14 protein-coding genes are annotated in these 15908 nt (G+C 57.9%); 2 read left to right on the top strand and 12 right to left on the bottom strand.

Going from position 1 to position 15908, the window contains the following annotated elements; all coding sequences use genetic code 11:
• Positions 1–6: 6 nt before the first annotated feature.
• The 11 genes from DWX63_RS00630 to ileS form a co-directional block, all read right to left on the bottom strand.
• A complete protein-coding gene (locus tag DWX63_RS00630) occupies positions 7–1419 on the bottom strand; it encodes an AI-2E family transporter (protein ID WP_117842482.1) in 1413 nt (470 codons plus the stop codon).
• Entirely contained in the window at positions 1416–2207 is a 792-nt protein-coding gene (locus tag DWX63_RS00635; RefSeq protein WP_117842483.1) for an RNA polymerase sigma factor SigF, read from the bottom strand. The genes DWX63_RS00630 and DWX63_RS00635 overlap by 4 nt, the downstream gene beginning before the upstream one ends.
• 1 nt (position 2208) lies before the next feature.
• On the bottom strand, positions 2209–2586 hold the full coding sequence (locus DWX63_RS00640) for an ATP-binding protein (RefSeq protein WP_117798324.1): 378 nt from the start codon (positions 2584–2586) through the stop codon (positions 2209–2211).
• The gene (locus DWX63_RS00645; protein ID WP_117842484.1) at positions 2579–3172 is read right to left on the bottom strand and encodes a hypothetical protein; all 594 of its coding nucleotides are present in this window, start codon (positions 3170–3172) and stop codon (positions 2579–2581) included. Before DWX63_RS00645 ends, DWX63_RS00640 begins: the two co-directional genes overlap by 8 nt.
• A 95-nt stretch (positions 3173–3267) precedes the next feature.
• On the bottom strand, positions 3268–4617 hold the full coding sequence (locus tag DWX63_RS00650) for a replication-associated recombination protein A (RefSeq protein WP_199411049.1): 1350 nt from the start codon (positions 4615–4617) through the stop codon (positions 3268–3270).
• A 60-nt stretch (positions 4618–4677) separates the two neighbouring features.
• The gene (locus DWX63_RS00655; RefSeq protein WP_117842486.1) at positions 4678–5925 is read right to left on the bottom strand and encodes a deoxyguanosinetriphosphate triphosphohydrolase family protein; all 1248 of its coding nucleotides are present in this window, start codon (positions 5923–5925) and stop codon (positions 4678–4680) included.
• A gap of 31 nt (positions 5926–5956) precedes the next feature.
• The gene (locus tag DWX63_RS00660) at positions 5957–6379 is read right to left on the bottom strand and encodes a prepilin peptidase (RefSeq protein WP_117790369.1); all 423 of its coding nucleotides are present in this window, start codon (positions 6377–6379) and stop codon (positions 5957–5959) included.
• Positions 6380–6459: 80 nt separating this feature from the next.
• Positions 6460–7755 carry a glycosyltransferase family 2 protein gene (locus tag DWX63_RS00665; RefSeq protein WP_117842487.1) on the bottom strand — a complete coding sequence of 432 codons (1296 nt, stop codon included), beginning with the start codon at positions 7753–7755 and terminating at the stop codon, positions 6460–6462.
• 82 nt (positions 7756–7837) lie between these two features.
• Positions 7838–8851: an RluA family pseudouridine synthase gene (locus tag DWX63_RS00670; RefSeq protein WP_117629305.1), complete on the bottom strand. Its 1014-nt coding sequence runs from the start codon at positions 8849–8851 to the stop codon at positions 7838–7840.
• Positions 8851–9420 (bottom strand): signal peptidase II, encoded by a 570-nt coding sequence (gene lspA, locus DWX63_RS00675; protein ID WP_233514421.1) that lies wholly within the window; start codon positions 9418–9420, stop codon positions 8851–8853. Before lspA ends, DWX63_RS00670 begins: the two co-directional genes overlap by 1 nt.
• A gap of 252 nt (positions 9421–9672) precedes the next feature.
• Positions 9673–12450, bottom strand: a complete 2778-nt coding sequence (ileS, locus tag DWX63_RS00680; protein WP_370445861.1) for an isoleucine--tRNA ligase — start codon at positions 12448–12450, stop codon at positions 9673–9675.
• 509 nt (positions 12451–12959) lie between these two features.
• Here ileS and DWX63_RS00685 point away from each other — a divergent pair.
• Entirely contained in the window at positions 12960–14042 is a 1083-nt protein-coding gene (locus DWX63_RS00685; RefSeq protein ID WP_117842489.1) for an iron-containing alcohol dehydrogenase family protein, read from the top strand.
• A 514-nt stretch (positions 14043–14556) separates the two neighbouring features.
• Positions 14557–15159: a Type 1 glutamine amidotransferase-like domain-containing protein gene (locus tag DWX63_RS00690; protein WP_117842490.1), complete on the top strand. Its 603-nt coding sequence runs from the start codon at positions 14557–14559 to the stop codon at positions 15157–15159.
• Positions 15160–15388: 229 nt separating this feature from the next.
• Here DWX63_RS00690 and DWX63_RS00700 read toward each other — a convergent pair whose 3' ends face one another.
• Positions 15389–15850 carry a DUF523 domain-containing protein gene (locus tag DWX63_RS00700; protein WP_117842492.1) on the bottom strand — a complete coding sequence of 154 codons (462 nt, stop codon included), beginning with the start codon at positions 15848–15850 and terminating at the stop codon, positions 15389–15391.
• Positions 15851–15908 lie beyond the last annotated feature (58 nt).

A 15908-nucleotide genomic window follows, 5' to 3' on the forward strand; every position in this document is an offset into this window, starting at 1 on the left:
TAGGACCTATTTAGAATCTGAATCGTCCATGGAGCCGTCGATGCCGGTTTTGGTGTCGTCATCCGTGTTGGAATCGTTATCCTTGGCGAAGGGGTTCTTGAAAAAACCTGTCGCGTCGGGCTGAAGACCCGAGAGCTTGATCCAGGGATTATCGAGCTCCGGCTTGGGCATGGCCTTGGCCTCGGGCGCAGTCTCGTTGCCGATGAGCTCGGACTCGTAGATGAAGGTGTCGTCGCCAAGCGCGTCGTAGGCGGCGACCGGGTTGCCATCGGCATCGCGGTACGGTGTGCCCTTAAACACGGCGCCGTCGTATGCCACAAGCTGGCGACCGGTCTCGTTCTCAAAGTAGTAGACGAAAATGCCCTTGAGGGCCGCGCACAGCGGAATGGCGATAACCATGCCGATGGGACCCATGAGTGCCGAACCGATAACGAGAGCCGTCAGGCTCATAACGGGATGCACCTGCACCGAGCTCTTCATGACCTTAGGCGAAATGACATTATCGGTGACGTTTTGAGCCACCATGGTCACGACAAGCGTCCACAACGCCAGCATGGGGCTGAACATAAAGCCGAGCACCGTGGCGATCGCCGCACTCACCCAGGGACCGACAACCGGAACCAGGTGCATAATGCCGGTAAAGATAGCCATGAGTGCTGCATACGGATGGCCGATGATCGTAAAACCAATAAAGGCAAGAAAACCGCCACAGATCGATGTGATGACCATGCCACGCATGTAGCCGCCGACCGAACGCGAAAGGATGGCCACCATAAAGCGGTACGAGGTCTCCTTTTCCTGCCCGATGATGGTGCAGACCTCGTGGTGCATGCGGGGATAATCGCAGGCAAGCCAGTAGGCAAGCACCAGACCCAGGAAGATGACGAACAGCTGCGAGGCCGTGTTGGTAATGAGCGGAAACACACCGCGGCCGAGCTCAGCAGCGATTTGCGAGACGTACTTAGACGCTACGGTAACCAACGAAGAAAGATTGTCGTCCAGATACTCCTTGAGCGGCGTGTTGTTGAGCGTCTTAGCGTGCGAGAGCATCTCGTTGAGATCGCCACCCGCAACACGAAGCTGCTCGGGCAGGCGGCTCAGGACTTCCATGATTTGACCGAGCAAAATAGGCGATAGGATGCAGACGACGCCGACGAGCACGGCAACAACCACAATGAGTGCGATGAGCGAACCGAGGCCACGTCCGACACCGTGATGCTCGAGCCAGTTGGTGATCGGAGACATCACAAAAGCGATGATGGAACCGACAGCGAGAAACTCGATGACCGGTGCCAGGATGCCCATAAGGTTAAAGATGACGGCAGCGATGACAATGCAGCCGACGACGCCCCAAATGCGCAGCGTCAGAATGCGGGTATCGCGAAGCGTGCGGTCGATTTGTTGGGGGTGCTCACTCATGAACGAACCATCACTCCGTCGGGATCAATCTTATCTTGAATCTTCTTAAGCGTGCGGCGCAGCAGGCGCGAGACCTGCACCTGCGAGATGCCAAGCTTCTTGGCAATCTCGATCTGGGTCATGCCCTTAACGAAGCGCAGCTCGATAACCTCGCGCTCGCGCGGCGAGAAATCGCGGATAGCTTCCTCGATTACCAGGCGGTCATCGGTAAAGTCGAGCTCGTTGTCGTCGTCGGCATAGCGATCGAGAATCGAAGGCGCATCATCGGAATCGGACGCACCGGGGGCCTCGATGGGCACCGAGGTGTAGGCCGAGGACGATTCCATGGCTTCGAGCACCTCGTCGACGGTTACGCCAAGGTAATCGGCGATTTCCTCAACCTTGGGCGAACGCTGAAGCTCGTTGGTGAGCTTGTCGGTGGCCTGGTTAACCTTGGCCGAGAGCTCCTGCAGTCGACGCGGCACGCGCACACTCCAGCCCTTGTCACGGAAGTGACGCTTGATCTCGCCCAAGATGGTGGGCGTGGCAAACGTGGTGAACTCGAGTCCGCGCTCAGGGTCAAAGCGGTCGATTGCCTTGAGCAGGCCCAGATAGCCGACCTGCATGAGGTCGTCGAGCGGCTCACCGCGATTCTTAAATTTGTTGGCAAGGAACCTTACCAGGTTCATATGGGACATGACGAGCTGCTCGCGGGCGTCCGGATCACCGGTCTCCTTGTAGCGACGAAACAGCTCGCGGGTTTTCTCCTTGTCCCAAGCGGTCTTGCCGCTCCGGGAACGTTCGGTCATATTAGATATCCGCCTTGAGATCGAGGGAAAGCGTCAGGGGCGCCGCAGTCTTTTCGTAGGAATCGCACACACTCGCCAAAATGAGCTCGGCATACACGGCAGCCTGGTCATCCTCATCGACAGTCGCCTGGTCGCCAAAGGTAAAGGTCATGCCCACATGCGATTCGTCGACATCGAATTTGATCGAGATATCGTCGGAATCAACAGCCGTGCAGCCAAAGATGAAGGCTTCTTCGGCAGCCATACGAATATCCTCGATGCGATCGACGGACATAGAGCACAGGGCGCCGACGTTGGCGGCCGTCATGCGCACCAAGCGCGCGAGACGCGGATCACCGGCAACGCTCAGCGTAATGGGGCAGGTTGCTTCGCTACTCATCGCAGGACTCCTCAGAGGACTCGGCGGGCGTATAGGTGTAATACTGAGCCGGCTTGGCTGCGGGCTTCTGAGCCGCATCCGCACCATCGGCGGCCTCGTCCTCGGCCTCACCGATCAGAACGCGCTCGGTAGGCTGCTCGGCCTCGGCGGCGGCAGCGGCTAGCTTACGATCGGCGTCGGCTGCAGGAGCCTTCACCTTATTGAAGAGCTTCTGCACGGCGCCAGCAGCAGAATCAGTCACGCTCGATACGGCATTGCTGGCCTCGGCCACGCTGCCCGTGACCTCGGAGATGTCGCGAACGACCGCCTCAACCTCAACGAGGTTAGACGTCAGAGCATCAACGGCAGTCTTGCTCGACTTGAGGAGCGGCTCAACCTGTGCCAGCGCGGGGGTGAGCTCATCGACAGCGCCATCGAGCTTTGCCACCACAGGCTGTGCCTCGGCGAGCGTATTGTTAAGGTCACTCACCGTCTTGTCGAGCGAGTCGACGACGGTGCGAGTCTTGCGCAGCGTGAGCGCGAGCTCGACAACAGCCCACACGCCGGCAACGGCGAGCACCAGCAGGGCGATTTGAATGGGACTCATGCAAGCCTCCCGAAGGAATCGAAATACAGACGTTTTTCATGGTACCCCAAAGAAGGGCAAAGATACCCAAAGGGAATGCGCGAGGCGCCAATGGCCTACTTGGGAGCGTTGCCGCTACGGTCGCGCTCGCTTTGCTCCACACGCCACTCTTCCCAACCGCGGCCGGCAGGCTGCCAGAACGCGCCGCGCTCCAACCCCTCGGGCAAATAGCGCTGATCGACCCAGCCTTCGGGATAATCGTGCGGATACTTATACACACCGTATTCATCGCTACCAGGGCGATGGCGATCGCGCAGATAACTCGGCACCTCGCGAAGCCCACTAGAATGAATATCGGCTAGCGCCGCATCGATCGAGGCCTCGCACGCATTGGACTTAGGCGCCAAGCACACATAGAGCGCAGCTTGTGCCAGGTTAATGCGACATTCAGGATAGCCAATAACTTCAGCAGATTTAAAGGCAGCATGCGCCACCAAAAGTGCCTGCGGATCGGCGTTGCCAACGTCCTCAGAAGCCTGAATCATAATGCGGCGGGCGATAAACTTGGGGTCCTCCCCCGCATCGATCATGCGCGCAAGCCAATAGATGGTGGCATCGGGGTCGCTGCCGCGCATGGACTTAATAAACGCACTAATGATGTCGTAGTGCATGTCACCGTTTTTGTCATAGGTAAAGCCACGACGCGGATTGGCAATCTTTACGTCATCCACGGTAATGGGATAGCGCTCCCCCGCCGTCGGTGCAGGCGTACCCTCGGTATCAGGGCGCGTCACGGCGATCTCACTTGCCAGCTCGAGCGTCGTCAGAGCCGAGCGTGCATCGCCCGCAGCCAGCGTGCAGATGGTCTTAACCGTATCCTCATCGGCCGAGAACTTGCCGCCCAAACCCTGCGGCGCCTCGAGCGCACGCTCAATGAGCGTGGCGATATCCTCGTCCTTCAGGTGATCAAGCTCTACCACGCGCCCACGCGACAACAGTGCGGAGTTGACCTCGAAGTACGGGTTCTCGGTCGTGGCGCCAATCATAATGACGGTACGGTTCTCAACCGCATGCAAAAGCGCATCCTGCTGCGACTTCGAAAAACGGTGAATCTCGTCGATGAACAAGATGGTACGGCGGTCATACGTATTCAGGCGCGTCTTTGCCTCGTCGATCACGCGACGCAGGTCCTTCACGGTGCCCGTCACGGCGCTGACCTCGACAAACTCACTCTTGGTATGGTTGGCGATAATATGGGCCAGCGTCGTCTTGCCCGTGCCAGCCGGGCCGTACAGAATCACGCTCGACAGCACGTCATGCTCAATCGCGGCGCGCAGCCACGAGCCCTTACCGACGGCCTTGTGCTGGCCCACATACTCGTCGAGCGAATTGGGGCGCATACGCACCGCAAGCGGCGCATTTTTAAAGGAGCGCTCGCGCGTCGAAGCAGAAAAAAGGTCGTCCATAGCCATCCCGTGCATTAATCAAAATCGTTGTTGACCAACAGTATACCGAAAGGATACGAACTACCGTTCGTTAATATAGGTGCGGTGCGGAAACTTTAGACCTGGGAACAATTTGCTCGTCAGCTCGCAGAAATAACCATCCGTCATGCTTGCGATGTAATCGACGACGGCCTGATCCTTGTCGTCCTGCCAGGCATAGGTGCGATCGTAGTAGGAAAGCTGCTGCTCAATGCGCGAAACATGATGCTTAAAGATGTAAGAGAACTCGTCGCCTTTATTTAGATCCTGCAGGCAACGGTCGTAGAGCTTTTCGAAGGCCTCACGCAACTCTGCCTCGGAATCGCCTTCGATACCGCCCTTGCTATAGATCTTCTCGTAGTTCTCGCGCTTCGCCCGGCGGATCTCCTCAAACAGGTCCTCGCTCATCTCGATACGCGGTTTGCCATAGCTATGCTCAACGATATCGATGGAAGCGTGCGTGAGAATCCAGCTGTTATAGGCGCCGCCCCGACCATCGTCAAAAGCGTCGGGCGACAGCAGGCCCGCCGCAATGGCGTCCTGACGATCACGACCGACGTAGGCGAGGATATCCGAGATACGCACCACACAGCCCTCGAGGGTCATGGGGCGCAGGTGCTCGATCGCGCCATAGCCCTTGGCAATGCAGTCCTCGACGGTACGGTCGAACTGGTCAAACGACGCCATGTCCGAGAGTTCAAAGACACGCTGCTCGTACTCGCCGTTATGGCACAGCACGCCGTCGAGCGTCTGGAGCGACACGTTGCGGCCGTACAGCGCGTCGAGCACGCGGACGGACTGCACGTTATGGAAAAAATAACGACCCGTACGCTCGTGATAGATATCGTTGAGGAAACGCTCGCCGGCATGGCCAAAGGGCGTGTGGCCCAAATCGTGGCCCAGGCCAATCGCCTCGATCAAATCGCAGTTGAGGCCCAGGGCACGGCCGATATCGCGGGCAATGCGCGAGACAAGCTGCACATGAAGGCCGCGCCGCGACAGGTCGTCGTTGCTGCGAAAGCTAAAGACCTGCGTTTTGCCTGCATAACGCGTGTACGCAGGAAGATGAAGAATCTTTTCGGTATCGCGCATAAACGCCGGACGCATGAGCGTGCCCTCGTCTGCGGCTCGATCAACGCGACGGATGACCTGGTCATCGTCGCAACGGTACGGGTTGACATAGCCCGAAGCACGATCTGCGGCAATGCGCTCGACAAGTTCGGGCGATAACGCCGAGGGAATACGGTCCATGCGCGCCTTAATGACGGCCGTTTCTTGATTAGATGCCATGGCATGCTCCTTAAGAAGGATGCGCAATCGGTTACAATGTGCAGCCCACGACCTCGATTATGGCAAAAATCGGCACCAAAAACGGCAGCAAAGGCAGGGAGCGCGATTTTGTGAAGAGGCAGGAGAGGGCAAGGGCCAGGAGCGCGACGGCAAATGCCACGATGCCGCCCATAGGGTCGAGCGTGCAAAGCGCGAAGAGCGCCTTGGCGTCCCCCATGCCAATGCCAGGGACGTGGCGAACACGACGCCAGAGTGACTCAGTAAGCACAAGGGCAAGGTAGACGATGACCGCAAGACCGGCGTGGTCAAACGCCGTGTTAACACCCTTGTCGAGCCAAACGCCTGCAAGCGCCGCCACCGCACACGCGCCGGCAAGCTGATTGGGAAACCGCCGCTCACGGGCATCAATCACCGCGCCGGCAAAGATACAAATCCAAAACGGGATATAGACCATCGTGCACCTCCATGAACAGCTGCTCAAAAGCAAAAACCACCACAAAGGTACAGGCACCTTTGTGGTGGTTTTGATGGTGGTTATTTGGCGCCTTGCATGACCTCGTCGAGGGTAACGTTGACGGCGTGCTGCGTCGGGACCCAGTCGACCTTTAGGAACAGCGCTGCCACCGTGATGGGGATATAGCTGAACATAAAGATCGGGAAGGTAAACAGGTTGGTCACCAGGCGCCACTTTTGCGCACAATGAATGTGCTTGTACTCAAAGATGGTCGTAAGTAGCGCCAGGATAAAGAAGGTCTGGTACATCATCGCGAAGGTCATAATGAGCGAGGCGGCACAAGCCTGCATCTCGACCTCGGTGGCCAAGAAGCCATGCGAAAGCCCGCCCACGATGAGAAAGGTAGCGTTGGCGAGCATGGAGATCAGGGACAGCAGCATGCCCGGAGCGATGGTCATAAACATGTCATATGCGGCAAAGCGATGATAGCGGAACGTCGATTTGACCAGATGCTTACCGTAGGTAAAGAACACCTGGTAGAAGCCCTTGGTCCAACGCATACGTTGCTTCCAGGACGCCTTAAACGTCACGGGCTGCTCGTCAAAAAACTCCGCCGGCGCATAGCCAATACGAATGCCGTGAATAGCGCAGAACGTGGTGAACTGAATATCCTCGGTCAGCGTATGGAACTGCCAGCCGTGCATGCCCTCAATAACGCTAGCCGAGATAAGGTAGCCCGAACCCGATACGGCGCAGGACGTCTTGCAGATGTTGCGCGCGTTGTTGAGGAAACGCGCCTCGCGCAGATACCAAGTGGCATTCGCTGCCGAGATCCACGAGCTTCCGAAGTTCTTGGAGTTACGATAGCTCGTGACCACATGGAAGCCCTGGTCAAAGGCATCATTCATCTTGGACACATAATCGCGGGCGATAACATTATCGGCATCGAAGATAAAGTAACCTTCAAAGGTGTCGGGATACTCGTTAAGGATACGGTCGAAACCAAAGTCCATGACCCAGCTCTTGCCTTTACGGGCCAGGTCGTTTCGCTCGTACACGACAGCGCCCGCCTCGCGCGCGAGCTGCGCAGTGTTATCGGTGCAGGCATCGGCGACCACGAAGACCTCGATGAGCTCGGACGGATAATCCTGGTCCTTGATGGAGCGAACGAGGTTGGCGATAACGGTCTCCTCGTTGTGTGCTGCAATAAAGAAGGCATACCGGTGGAGTTTTTTGGCCTTGGGAGGCGCGACCTCGCCGCGGAGAGCACCGATGACAAAGAAGACCACCTGGTACAAGAAGCAGACCGTGAGCAGCGTGACGACAATCTGGTTGAAGATCACGATGGGTGTGTTGGTTTGTAAAAAGGCGAGCATGCAGGCTCCCAGGAACGCGTTACGTAAACAACCGTATATCTTACCGCAGGCTAGGGGCGTTCAAGAAACCACCTAATACCGACTAGGCTTCGAGAAGACCGAGCTGAGGAACGATCTCGTCGCCGGCAGCAGTGCGACCAAGCGAACGCGGGGCTAAGTCGTCGAGGACGGCGGCGAGATCCCACGGCAGCTCGTCGCGGCACTCAATGCGCTCTCCCGTCACGGGATGATCGAACGCCACGCGCCAAGAATGGAGGAATTGCCTAGTCAGACCCTGATCGGCACGCGCATCGCACTTACCGTAGAGCGGATCGCCCACGCAAGCGTGGTTGATATGGCGCATGTGCACACGAATCTGATGCGTGCGGCCGGTAAAAAGGTGGCACTCGACGAGCGTGTAGCCGTCGTCGAAACGCGTGGAATCAAAGCGCTCGAGCACCTTGAAGGTCGTGATGGCCTGGCGCGCAAAGGGGTCATCAGAAACCGCCATCTTCACGCGGTCGCGCGTTGAGCGGGCAATACCGGTGTTGATAGTGCCCTCGTCCATGGCGATGTGTCCGTGAACGAGCGTAATGTAGCGGCGGTCGAGCGTACGCGTACGGATGAGATTTTGAAGCGCGCGCTGGGTGTCGTCGTCTTTTGCCGCGAGCATAAGGCCCGAGGTATCGCGATCCAGGCGATGCACGATGCCGGGGCGGTCCTCACCCTGCACGGTGCCCAGATGGTCGATACCGCAGTGATAGACCAGGGCATTCGCGAGCGTACCGCTCTCATGACCATGCGCAGGATGGCACACCAGGCCGCGCTGCTTGGAAAGCACGATGAGGTAATCGTCCTCGTAGCGGATATCGAGGGGAATGGCCTCGGGAATCACGTCAGTCGGATCGTGAGGCTCGGGCAGGTCAACCGAGATGCGGTCACCGGCGCGTACGGCATACTTTTTTGACAAACAGGTCTCGCCGTTCACGATTACGGCGCCGCCCTCGATCAGATGCGCGCAGGCAGAGCGCGTAGGGCAGCCGTCATTGGCGCCCAGATAGGCGTCAAGGCGCTGACCAGCGGCATCGTCGGCAACAAGGATATGGATGTCGGCCATTAGCGCTCATTCCTTTCGCGAATCTTGCGGGCACGCTCCCCACGCTGCTTGGCTTTGCGCTTGGCGCGGGCCTCGTCACGAGCGTTAAGCTCGGCGGTCGCATCGACCTCACGGGCCGCGGGGCTCAAGAACATGTAGCCAAAGAGGGCAAGCACGACGCCTACGGTGATGCCGATATCGGCCACATTGAAGACGGGGAAGTCGATGAAGGTGGTGGCAATAAAATCAGTCACGAAGCCAAAGGCCAAACGATCGATAGCGTTGCCAATGGCGCCACCCGCGACCATAGCCATGCCCACCACCTCCAAGCGAGCAAGCTGGGGCGTGCGAAGCAAGTACACGGCAATGGCGACAATGACCGCAAGCGCCAGCAAAGCGAACGCAACACCATGCCCCTCGCCCATGCTAAAGGCAGCACCGATGTTGCGCACGAAAAGGAAGTCAATCACACCGGGGATAACAGTCACATGGAGAGCATCGCCCACGGCACGAACCGCAAGCTTGGTCACCTGGTCAACAAGCAGCACGGCCAACGCCACACCGCCGGCAACACCCAACCGCCAACGCAAAGGCGGCGTCATATCCGCAGAACGACCCAAAGAAATCCCCTACCCTCAAGAACATCGAATTACGTTAAATGCAAGTAATCATCTTATAGTGACAAACGCAAAACGCACGGCATATTCGCCAACGAAAGCGAAATAACCAGCATAAAACGAAAGCGACATTCCGAAGAACGGAATGTCGCTTATTGTTAGCGAAGCAAATGAAGCAAAAGCGCCCCGATCATCCATAAAACGGAAGCGCTACTTTGCTGTAACCTACAGCGCTTCGGCACAACGTTTGCAAATATGCGCGTGGCCGTTGTACTCGCCGACGGTGGTGCGGTAGTTCCAGCAACGGTCGCAGCACTCGCCCTCGGCAGCCTCGATGGCAACGGAGAGCTCCTCGCCCTGGGTCAGTTCAACAGCGGAGACGATGTAGAACTCGGCCAGGTCGACGGCCTTGTCGCCGGTCAGCAGCGCATACATCTCGGCGGGAACGACCGCCTTGACGCGGACCTGTTGGCTCTTAGTGAAGGTGCCGGCGGAGCGGGCATCCTCAAGGGCCTTGGTCACGGCGCTACGGAGCTCGAGCGAAGCCTCAAGCACGCCCTCAAACTCATTGGCCTCGTCGACCGTAATGGGCGACTTATACCAATCGAGCAGCGCGGCGTACTTCTGGTGATCGACGCAGCCGGTGGGTGCATAGGCCATGGCCTCGTCGACCGTGTAGGACAGGATCGGCTGCAGGTCGCGCATGAGCATCGAGAAGAGCTCGGCAAGCACGGTCTGGGCGCTCCGGCGCTCGAGCGAGCCGGGCTTCTCGCAGTACAGACGGTCCTTCAGGGCGTCGAGATACACGTTGGACAGCTCGGTAACCACAAAGTCGTAAAGCGCACGGTAGGCGCGCGGGAACTCGTAGCTAGCGTAGGCGTCGTCGACCTCGGCCTGGACCTGGGTCAGGCGGGCAACCATGAGCTTGTCGAGCGGCAGCAGGTCGGCAAAGGCGACGCCGTCGGTCTCGGGCTCAAACTGACCCTCGAGCTCGGAGAGCAGGAAGCGCAGCGTGTTGCGGAAACGACGGTAGGCATCGGACGTGCGAGCAAGAATCTCGTGGTCGATGGACACGTCGGAGCTGGTATCGACGGAAGCAACCCACAGGCGGATGATGTCGGCGCCCATCTCGTCACAGACCTTGTTGGGGTCGATAACGTTGCCGAGTGACTTGGACATCTTACGGCCCTGGCCGTCGAGGGTGAAGCCCTGCGAGACGACCGCCTTGTACGGAGCGTGGCCGTTGGCGCCCACCGAGGTGAGCAGCGAGCTCTGGAACCAACCGCGGTGCTGGTCAGAGCCCTCGAGGTAGACGTCCGCCGGGTACTCCAGCTCGGGACGGTACTCGCAGACGGCCTTCCAAGACACGCCGGAGTCCCACCACACGTCAAGGATGTCCTTATCAGCCTTGAGGTGATGGCCACCGCACTTGGGGCAGACGCAGGCCTCGCCCAGATAGCTCTCAGGAGCGTCGGTGAACCAGGCGTCGGAGCCCTTCTCGTGGAAGAGCTTAATGACGGCGTCGAGCGTGGCGTCGTTCATGACCTTCTCGCCGCAGTCGGCGCATGTGTAACTGGGGATAGGCACGCCCCAGTTGCGCTGGCGGCTGATGCACCAGTCGGGACGCTGCTCGACCATGGCGCCGATGCGGTTGGCGGCGTGAGCCGGATACCACTTGACGTTCTCACGGACCTCCTTGCCAGCCTGCTCGCGCAAACCGGTCTTGTCCATCGAGACGAACCACTGGTCGGTAGCACGGAAGAGCACCGGGTGCTTGCAGCGCCAGCAGTGCGGATAGCTGTGCGTGATCTTCTTCTCGAGAACCAGGGTGCCGCGCTCGCGCAGGAACTCGATGATGTGCGGGTTGGCCTCATCGGTATCCATGCCGCTGAAGGGGCCGCCGGTGCCAAACTCCTCGCCGGTGTAGAACTTGCCGTCGTCATCGACCGGCATGCAGATGTCGGTGATGCCCTCCTTGAGGCAGGCGAAGTAGTCGTCGACGCCGTGGCCGGGCGAGTTGTGGACGATACCGGTACCGTCATCGACACCGACGTAATCGGCCAGCAGCGCCACGCCCTCAACGCCGTCAAAGATCGGCTGCTTGTAGTGGATGTGGTGGAAGGTCTCGGCGGAAACCACGTAGGGCTTGCCATCGACCATGACCGGGGTGTACTCCCAGCCAAACTCCTCACAACACTTAGGAGCCAGGTCCTCGAGCATGACCTCGGCACGGCCCTCGTGCTCAACGGCGACATAGGCGGCGCCGGGCTTAAGGGAAACGGCCTGGTCGGAGGGGATGGTCCACGGCGTGGTCGTCCAGATGATAAAGTCGACCGGGCCGTCGAAGTTCTCGAGGCCGGCGGGCTTGGAGGTCATCTCAAAGCGCACGAAAATGGACGGGCTCGTCTCGTCGGAATACTCGATCTCGGCCTCGGCGAGTGCGGTGTGGCAATGCTTGCACCAGTGAACCGGCTTGTGGCCGCGATAGATCATGCCCTTATCGAACATGGCCTTGAAGACCTCGATGTCGGCGGCATCATGCTGGTGATAGAGCGTCAGATAGGGGTTGTCCCAGTCGCCGAGCACGCCCAGACGACGGAAGCCGGCCTTCTGCAGCTCGATGTTCTCGACAGCGAACTTGTTGCAGAGCTCGCGGATCTTAGCCGTGGAGGTCTGGTTGAACTTCTCGGTGCCGAGCTTCTCCTCGACCTTGTGCTCGATCGGCTGACCATGGCAGTCCCAACCGGGGACGTAGGGAACCTCATAGCCCTGCATCATCCAGTAGCGGTTGATCATGTCCTTGGAGATCTTATTCATGGCGTGGCCGATGTGGATCGGACCGTTGGCGTACGGAGGGCCGTCGTGCAGCACGAACTTCTTGTGACCCTCGTTCTTCTTCAGAACCTGCTCGTAGACCTTGTTGTCCTGCCAGTCCTTGAGTCGCTTGGGCTCGGACTTGGAAAGACCGGCACGCATGGGAAAACCGGTCTTGGGCAGATTCATCGTCTGCTTGTACTCGTTTGCCACGGTACCCCTTTCATGTCGTGGGCGCGCACGCCCTCTGGGCACCAAAAAAGCGCCCGTCCCTACAAGCTGGGACGAAGCGCCACAAACGGGCTGCACGCCCGCAAAAGCTCTTCGCTTAACCACCCAGCTTAGATGCCCTCGCCCGCGTATTCGCGCGCTCGCATCCGTTACTCGGCTGGTCTGTATCGACGACCATCTCGGCGATGTCTACTAAGACGAACCTACGCGGCACGTCCGTTGGGACCGCAGCTCCGGGGTGATTTTCATCGGTCGCATGCACGGGTTCTCAGCGCTCCCCGCTCTCTGTAGCATGCGGACGGCCGACTACTCGTCCCCATCAACGCTTATACGGAGTATGCTAGCACGTTCCGCACCGGCGAAAAACCCTCAACACTGGTTTTATACGTTCGAAATTTCTTGCGGCCGTGGACCTTCTCTTGGAGCAAAATACCTGTAAGCACTTTATCGAACGAAAGAAGATTGCTATGCGCACGATCGGAATGAGCGACTATACCGTTGGCGAAGACTGCTTTGACGAGCTGCCCGCCGCACTGGCAGAGTACGGAGCGACCAAGGTCGCCATCATTGGCGGCAAGCGAGCCCTGGCTGCGGCGCTGCCGGGTATCGCGGCGGCGCTTGAAGGTACCGATATCGAGGTTCTGGAGACGCGCGTCTATGGCACCAACAGTACGCGTGCCAATATCGCCAAGGTCGTGAACTCCCCTGCCTGCCAGGAAGCCGACGTGCTCATCGCATGCGGCGGCGGCAAAGCGCTCGACACCGTCAAGACGGCGGCCATCGAGCTCAAGAAGATCGTCTTTACGGTACCGACGATCTGCTCCAACTGCTCGGCCGCGACCGCCATTGCCGTTGTCTACAACGACGACGGCTCGCTCGAGGGCTATTCGTACCCCAACCGCCCCGCGCACATCTTCATCAACCCCAAGATCATCGCCGAGGCTCCGGCGGAGTACTTCTGGGCCGGCGTGGGCGATGCCCTGTCCAAGCAGCCCGAGGTCGAATACGCCACGAGCGCCGGCAACCTGGAGCACACCGCCGGTCTTGGCCTGGCGCTCGCACACACCTGCTCCGAGCCGCTGTTTACCTATGGCGTGCAGGGTCTTGAGGACGTTCGCCAGCACCTGTCGACCGAAGCCGTCAAGCAGATCGCGCTCGATATCGTGGTCAACACGGGCTACGTCTCCAACCTGACCAACCAAAACGATTACTACTACAACTCGAGCGTGGCGCATGCGTTCTACAACGCCACCTGCAGCATTCCGCGCGAGGGCACCTACCTGCATGGCGAGGTCGTGAGCCTGGGCGTGCTCGTGCTTTTTGCCTACACGGGCGATACCGAGAACCTTGAGCGCTACTCAGCCTTTAACAAGCAGATGGGACTGCCCGTGACGCTTGAGCAGGTCGGGCTTTCCGAGTCCGATATCCCCGCCCTGTGCGAGTATGCGCACGCCACCAACGAGTGGAAGCAGGGAAACCCCGAGCCCTTCACCGACGAAAAGTTCGCCACCGCCATCAAGGCTGCCGACGCTTACGGCCACACGCTCTAGGACTGGCCCAAAACCACCACAAAGGGGACAGGCACCTTTCTGGTGGTTTTTTATTGCTCCAGCATTCAGTTCGTACTCGAACCCGATTCTTTACGAGAAAGGGTTCGGGTACGTTTTTTGTTTATCGGAAATTCTGCGGAAGGACTACTCGGAACGGTAAACAGAAACGAACAGAGGCAGGGTATCATCGTGGTGATGGTATCCTGCCTTTTGTTTTGCAGGATCAAGGTCGCTTTATGCGAACTTGATCGCCACTTATATGGCGCATTGATGGCAATTGCTTCGTACGTGCATACCGGGAGCCTGTACACCTCTGGCAAGGCGTAGCACACTAGACTTTGTTCCAAAGTCCGTGTGCTAAGGGGGCAGGCCCCTTAGAATTCCTGTGGAGTGTGTACGCACGTACGCAGGAAAACGGCAAAATTTCGCTATATCAGGGCGTTCTTTCATTGGAGAGTATGGTATACACGGCTTAGTTCAACAAATAAGAATTTATATATAAAGGAGAATACTGATGAAACTGTTTTTATGTTCTCACTTTTCAAGTGTAGGAAGTCTGATTAAGGAAGAAGTTGAAAGTAAAAAAGTCGCATTTATTCCAACAGCTTCGCTGCGTGAAGGCTACACCGGTTATGTCGGCTCGGCTCGAAAATTATTCAAAAAGTTGGGAGCAATCGTAACTGAAATTGATATTTCAACGGAGGCTTATTCAACGATACAGTCTCTTTTTGAAGATGCAGATGTGATCTATTTTACCGGCGGAAATTCTTTTTTCCTTATAGACCAGCTCCGTAAAACGGGAACGGATGAGCTGTTGAAGAAAGAATTGGCAAAAGGAAAACTGATGATTGGTGAATCGGCAGGTGCGATTGTATGCGCTCCAAGCATCCAATATATCGAGCAAATGGATGAAAAGCCGGAGGACTACTCACAAGAAGATGATGCAGGGCTTAATTTGATTGATTTCTATGTTCTTCCGCATTTTCTTACAGCACCATTTAAGAAAGTTACCGAGAAAATAATAACTGAGTTTTCGGATTTGAATCTATGCCCAATTAACAATCGTCAGGGAATTGTAATTGATGGTGAAGGTTCAAAGGTTATTTGCAAAGACTAATTTGAAAATTCAAGTTTGCTGTACTCGTTCCTAGCAGAGTTTGGGGCAGGAGGGGCGCAAGAGACGGGAAGGCCGTGTGCGCGTTCCTGCGCGAGGGCCGCGGGGAGGGGCTGCCTGGGTACGGCGCCTGTCAACTCGGTCTACGTCTTTGATGACCGGGTCGTACTCAATATCAACTTCACGGATGATGCCAAAACGGTCACCCGTGAGGAAGTGTTGGGTTCGAGTGCTATGGACAATGTTCCAGCATGCTGGGATCGAACTCGCTAGCCGGAATCACACGGTACCCGTGACGCAGCAGCAGATCGACAAAAACACCGTTGCCCGCGGTGAGCGTACCGCTAAAGGTGCCATCGTAGACGCGACCCGCACCGCACGAGGGGCTACGGTCCTGTAAGACGCACGCAGCGATCTCGGACGGGCCGCCAAAGTGCTCGCACATATCGAGCGCACGCTGGGCACCTAGGCGAAAATCGCGATCGACCGAGGCACCCTCGCAGGTACGGACCTCACCGTCCACAATCTCGGATGGCTTGCGCGGCGTAGGCAGACCGCCAAAAACCTCGGGGCACACCAGCAGGACCTCGGTCCCCGTACGCTCGCAAGCCTCGACCAGCTTGCGATGGTAATTGTCAAGTCCGTTATACTTGCAGCTCTCGCCCATCAAGCAGGCACTCACCACGATCTTCATTTGCATCTCCCTCAAGCAGAACGCCCCATTTGAGATGGACACTCAAATGGGGCGTTCG

Origin of the sequence: Collinsella sp. AF20-14LB (genome assembly GCF_003459505.1) — a bacterium.
Taxonomy (GTDB): Bacteria; Actinomycetota; Coriobacteriia; order Coriobacteriales; family Coriobacteriaceae; genus Collinsella.

Coding starts and splice junctions, on each gene's coding strand:
- DWX63_RS00640 (WP_117798324.1), bottom strand. CDS start 2,586: ATGAGTAGCGAAGCAACCTGCCCCATTACGCTGAGCGTTGCCGGTGAT.
- DWX63_RS00635 (WP_117842483.1), bottom strand. CDS start 2,207: ATGACCGAACGTTCCCGGAGCGGCAAGACCGCTTGGGACAAGGAGAAA.
- DWX63_RS00700 (WP_117842492.1), bottom strand. CDS start 15,850: ATGAAGATCGTGGTGAGTGCCTGCTTGATGGGCGAGAGCTGCAAGTAT.
- DWX63_RS00690 (WP_117842490.1), top strand. CDS start 14,557: ATGAAACTGTTTTTATGTTCTCACTTTTCAAGTGTAGGAAGTCTGATT.
- DWX63_RS00685 (WP_117842489.1), top strand. CDS start 12,960: ATGCGCACGATCGGAATGAGCGACTATACCGTTGGCGAAGACTGCTTT.
- DWX63_RS00660 (WP_117790369.1), bottom strand. CDS start 6,379: ATGGTCTATATCCCGTTTTGGATTTGTATCTTTGCCGGCGCGGTGATT.
- DWX63_RS00645 (WP_117842484.1), bottom strand. CDS start 3,172: ATGAGTCCCATTCAAATCGCCCTGCTGGTGCTCGCCGTTGCCGGCGTG.
- DWX63_RS00665 (WP_117842487.1), bottom strand. CDS start 7,755: ATGCTCGCCTTTTTACAAACCAACACACCCATCGTGATCTTCAACCAG.
- DWX63_RS00655 (WP_117842486.1), bottom strand. CDS start 5,925: ATGGCATCTAATCAAGAAACGGCCGTCATTAAGGCGCGCATGGACCGT.
- DWX63_RS00630 (WP_117842482.1), bottom strand. CDS start 1,419: ATGAGTGAGCACCCCCAACAAATCGACCGCACGCTTCGCGATACCCGC.
- DWX63_RS00650 (WP_199411049.1), bottom strand. CDS start 4,617: ATGGACGACCTTTTTTCTGCTTCGACGCGCGAGCGCTCCTTTAAAAAT.
- ileS (WP_370445861.1), bottom strand. CDS start 12,450: ATGAATCTGCCCAAGACCGGTTTTCCCATGCGTGCCGGTCTTTCCAAG.
- DWX63_RS00670 (WP_117629305.1), bottom strand. CDS start 8,851: ATGGCCGACATCCATATCCTTGTTGCCGACGATGCCGCTGGTCAGCGC.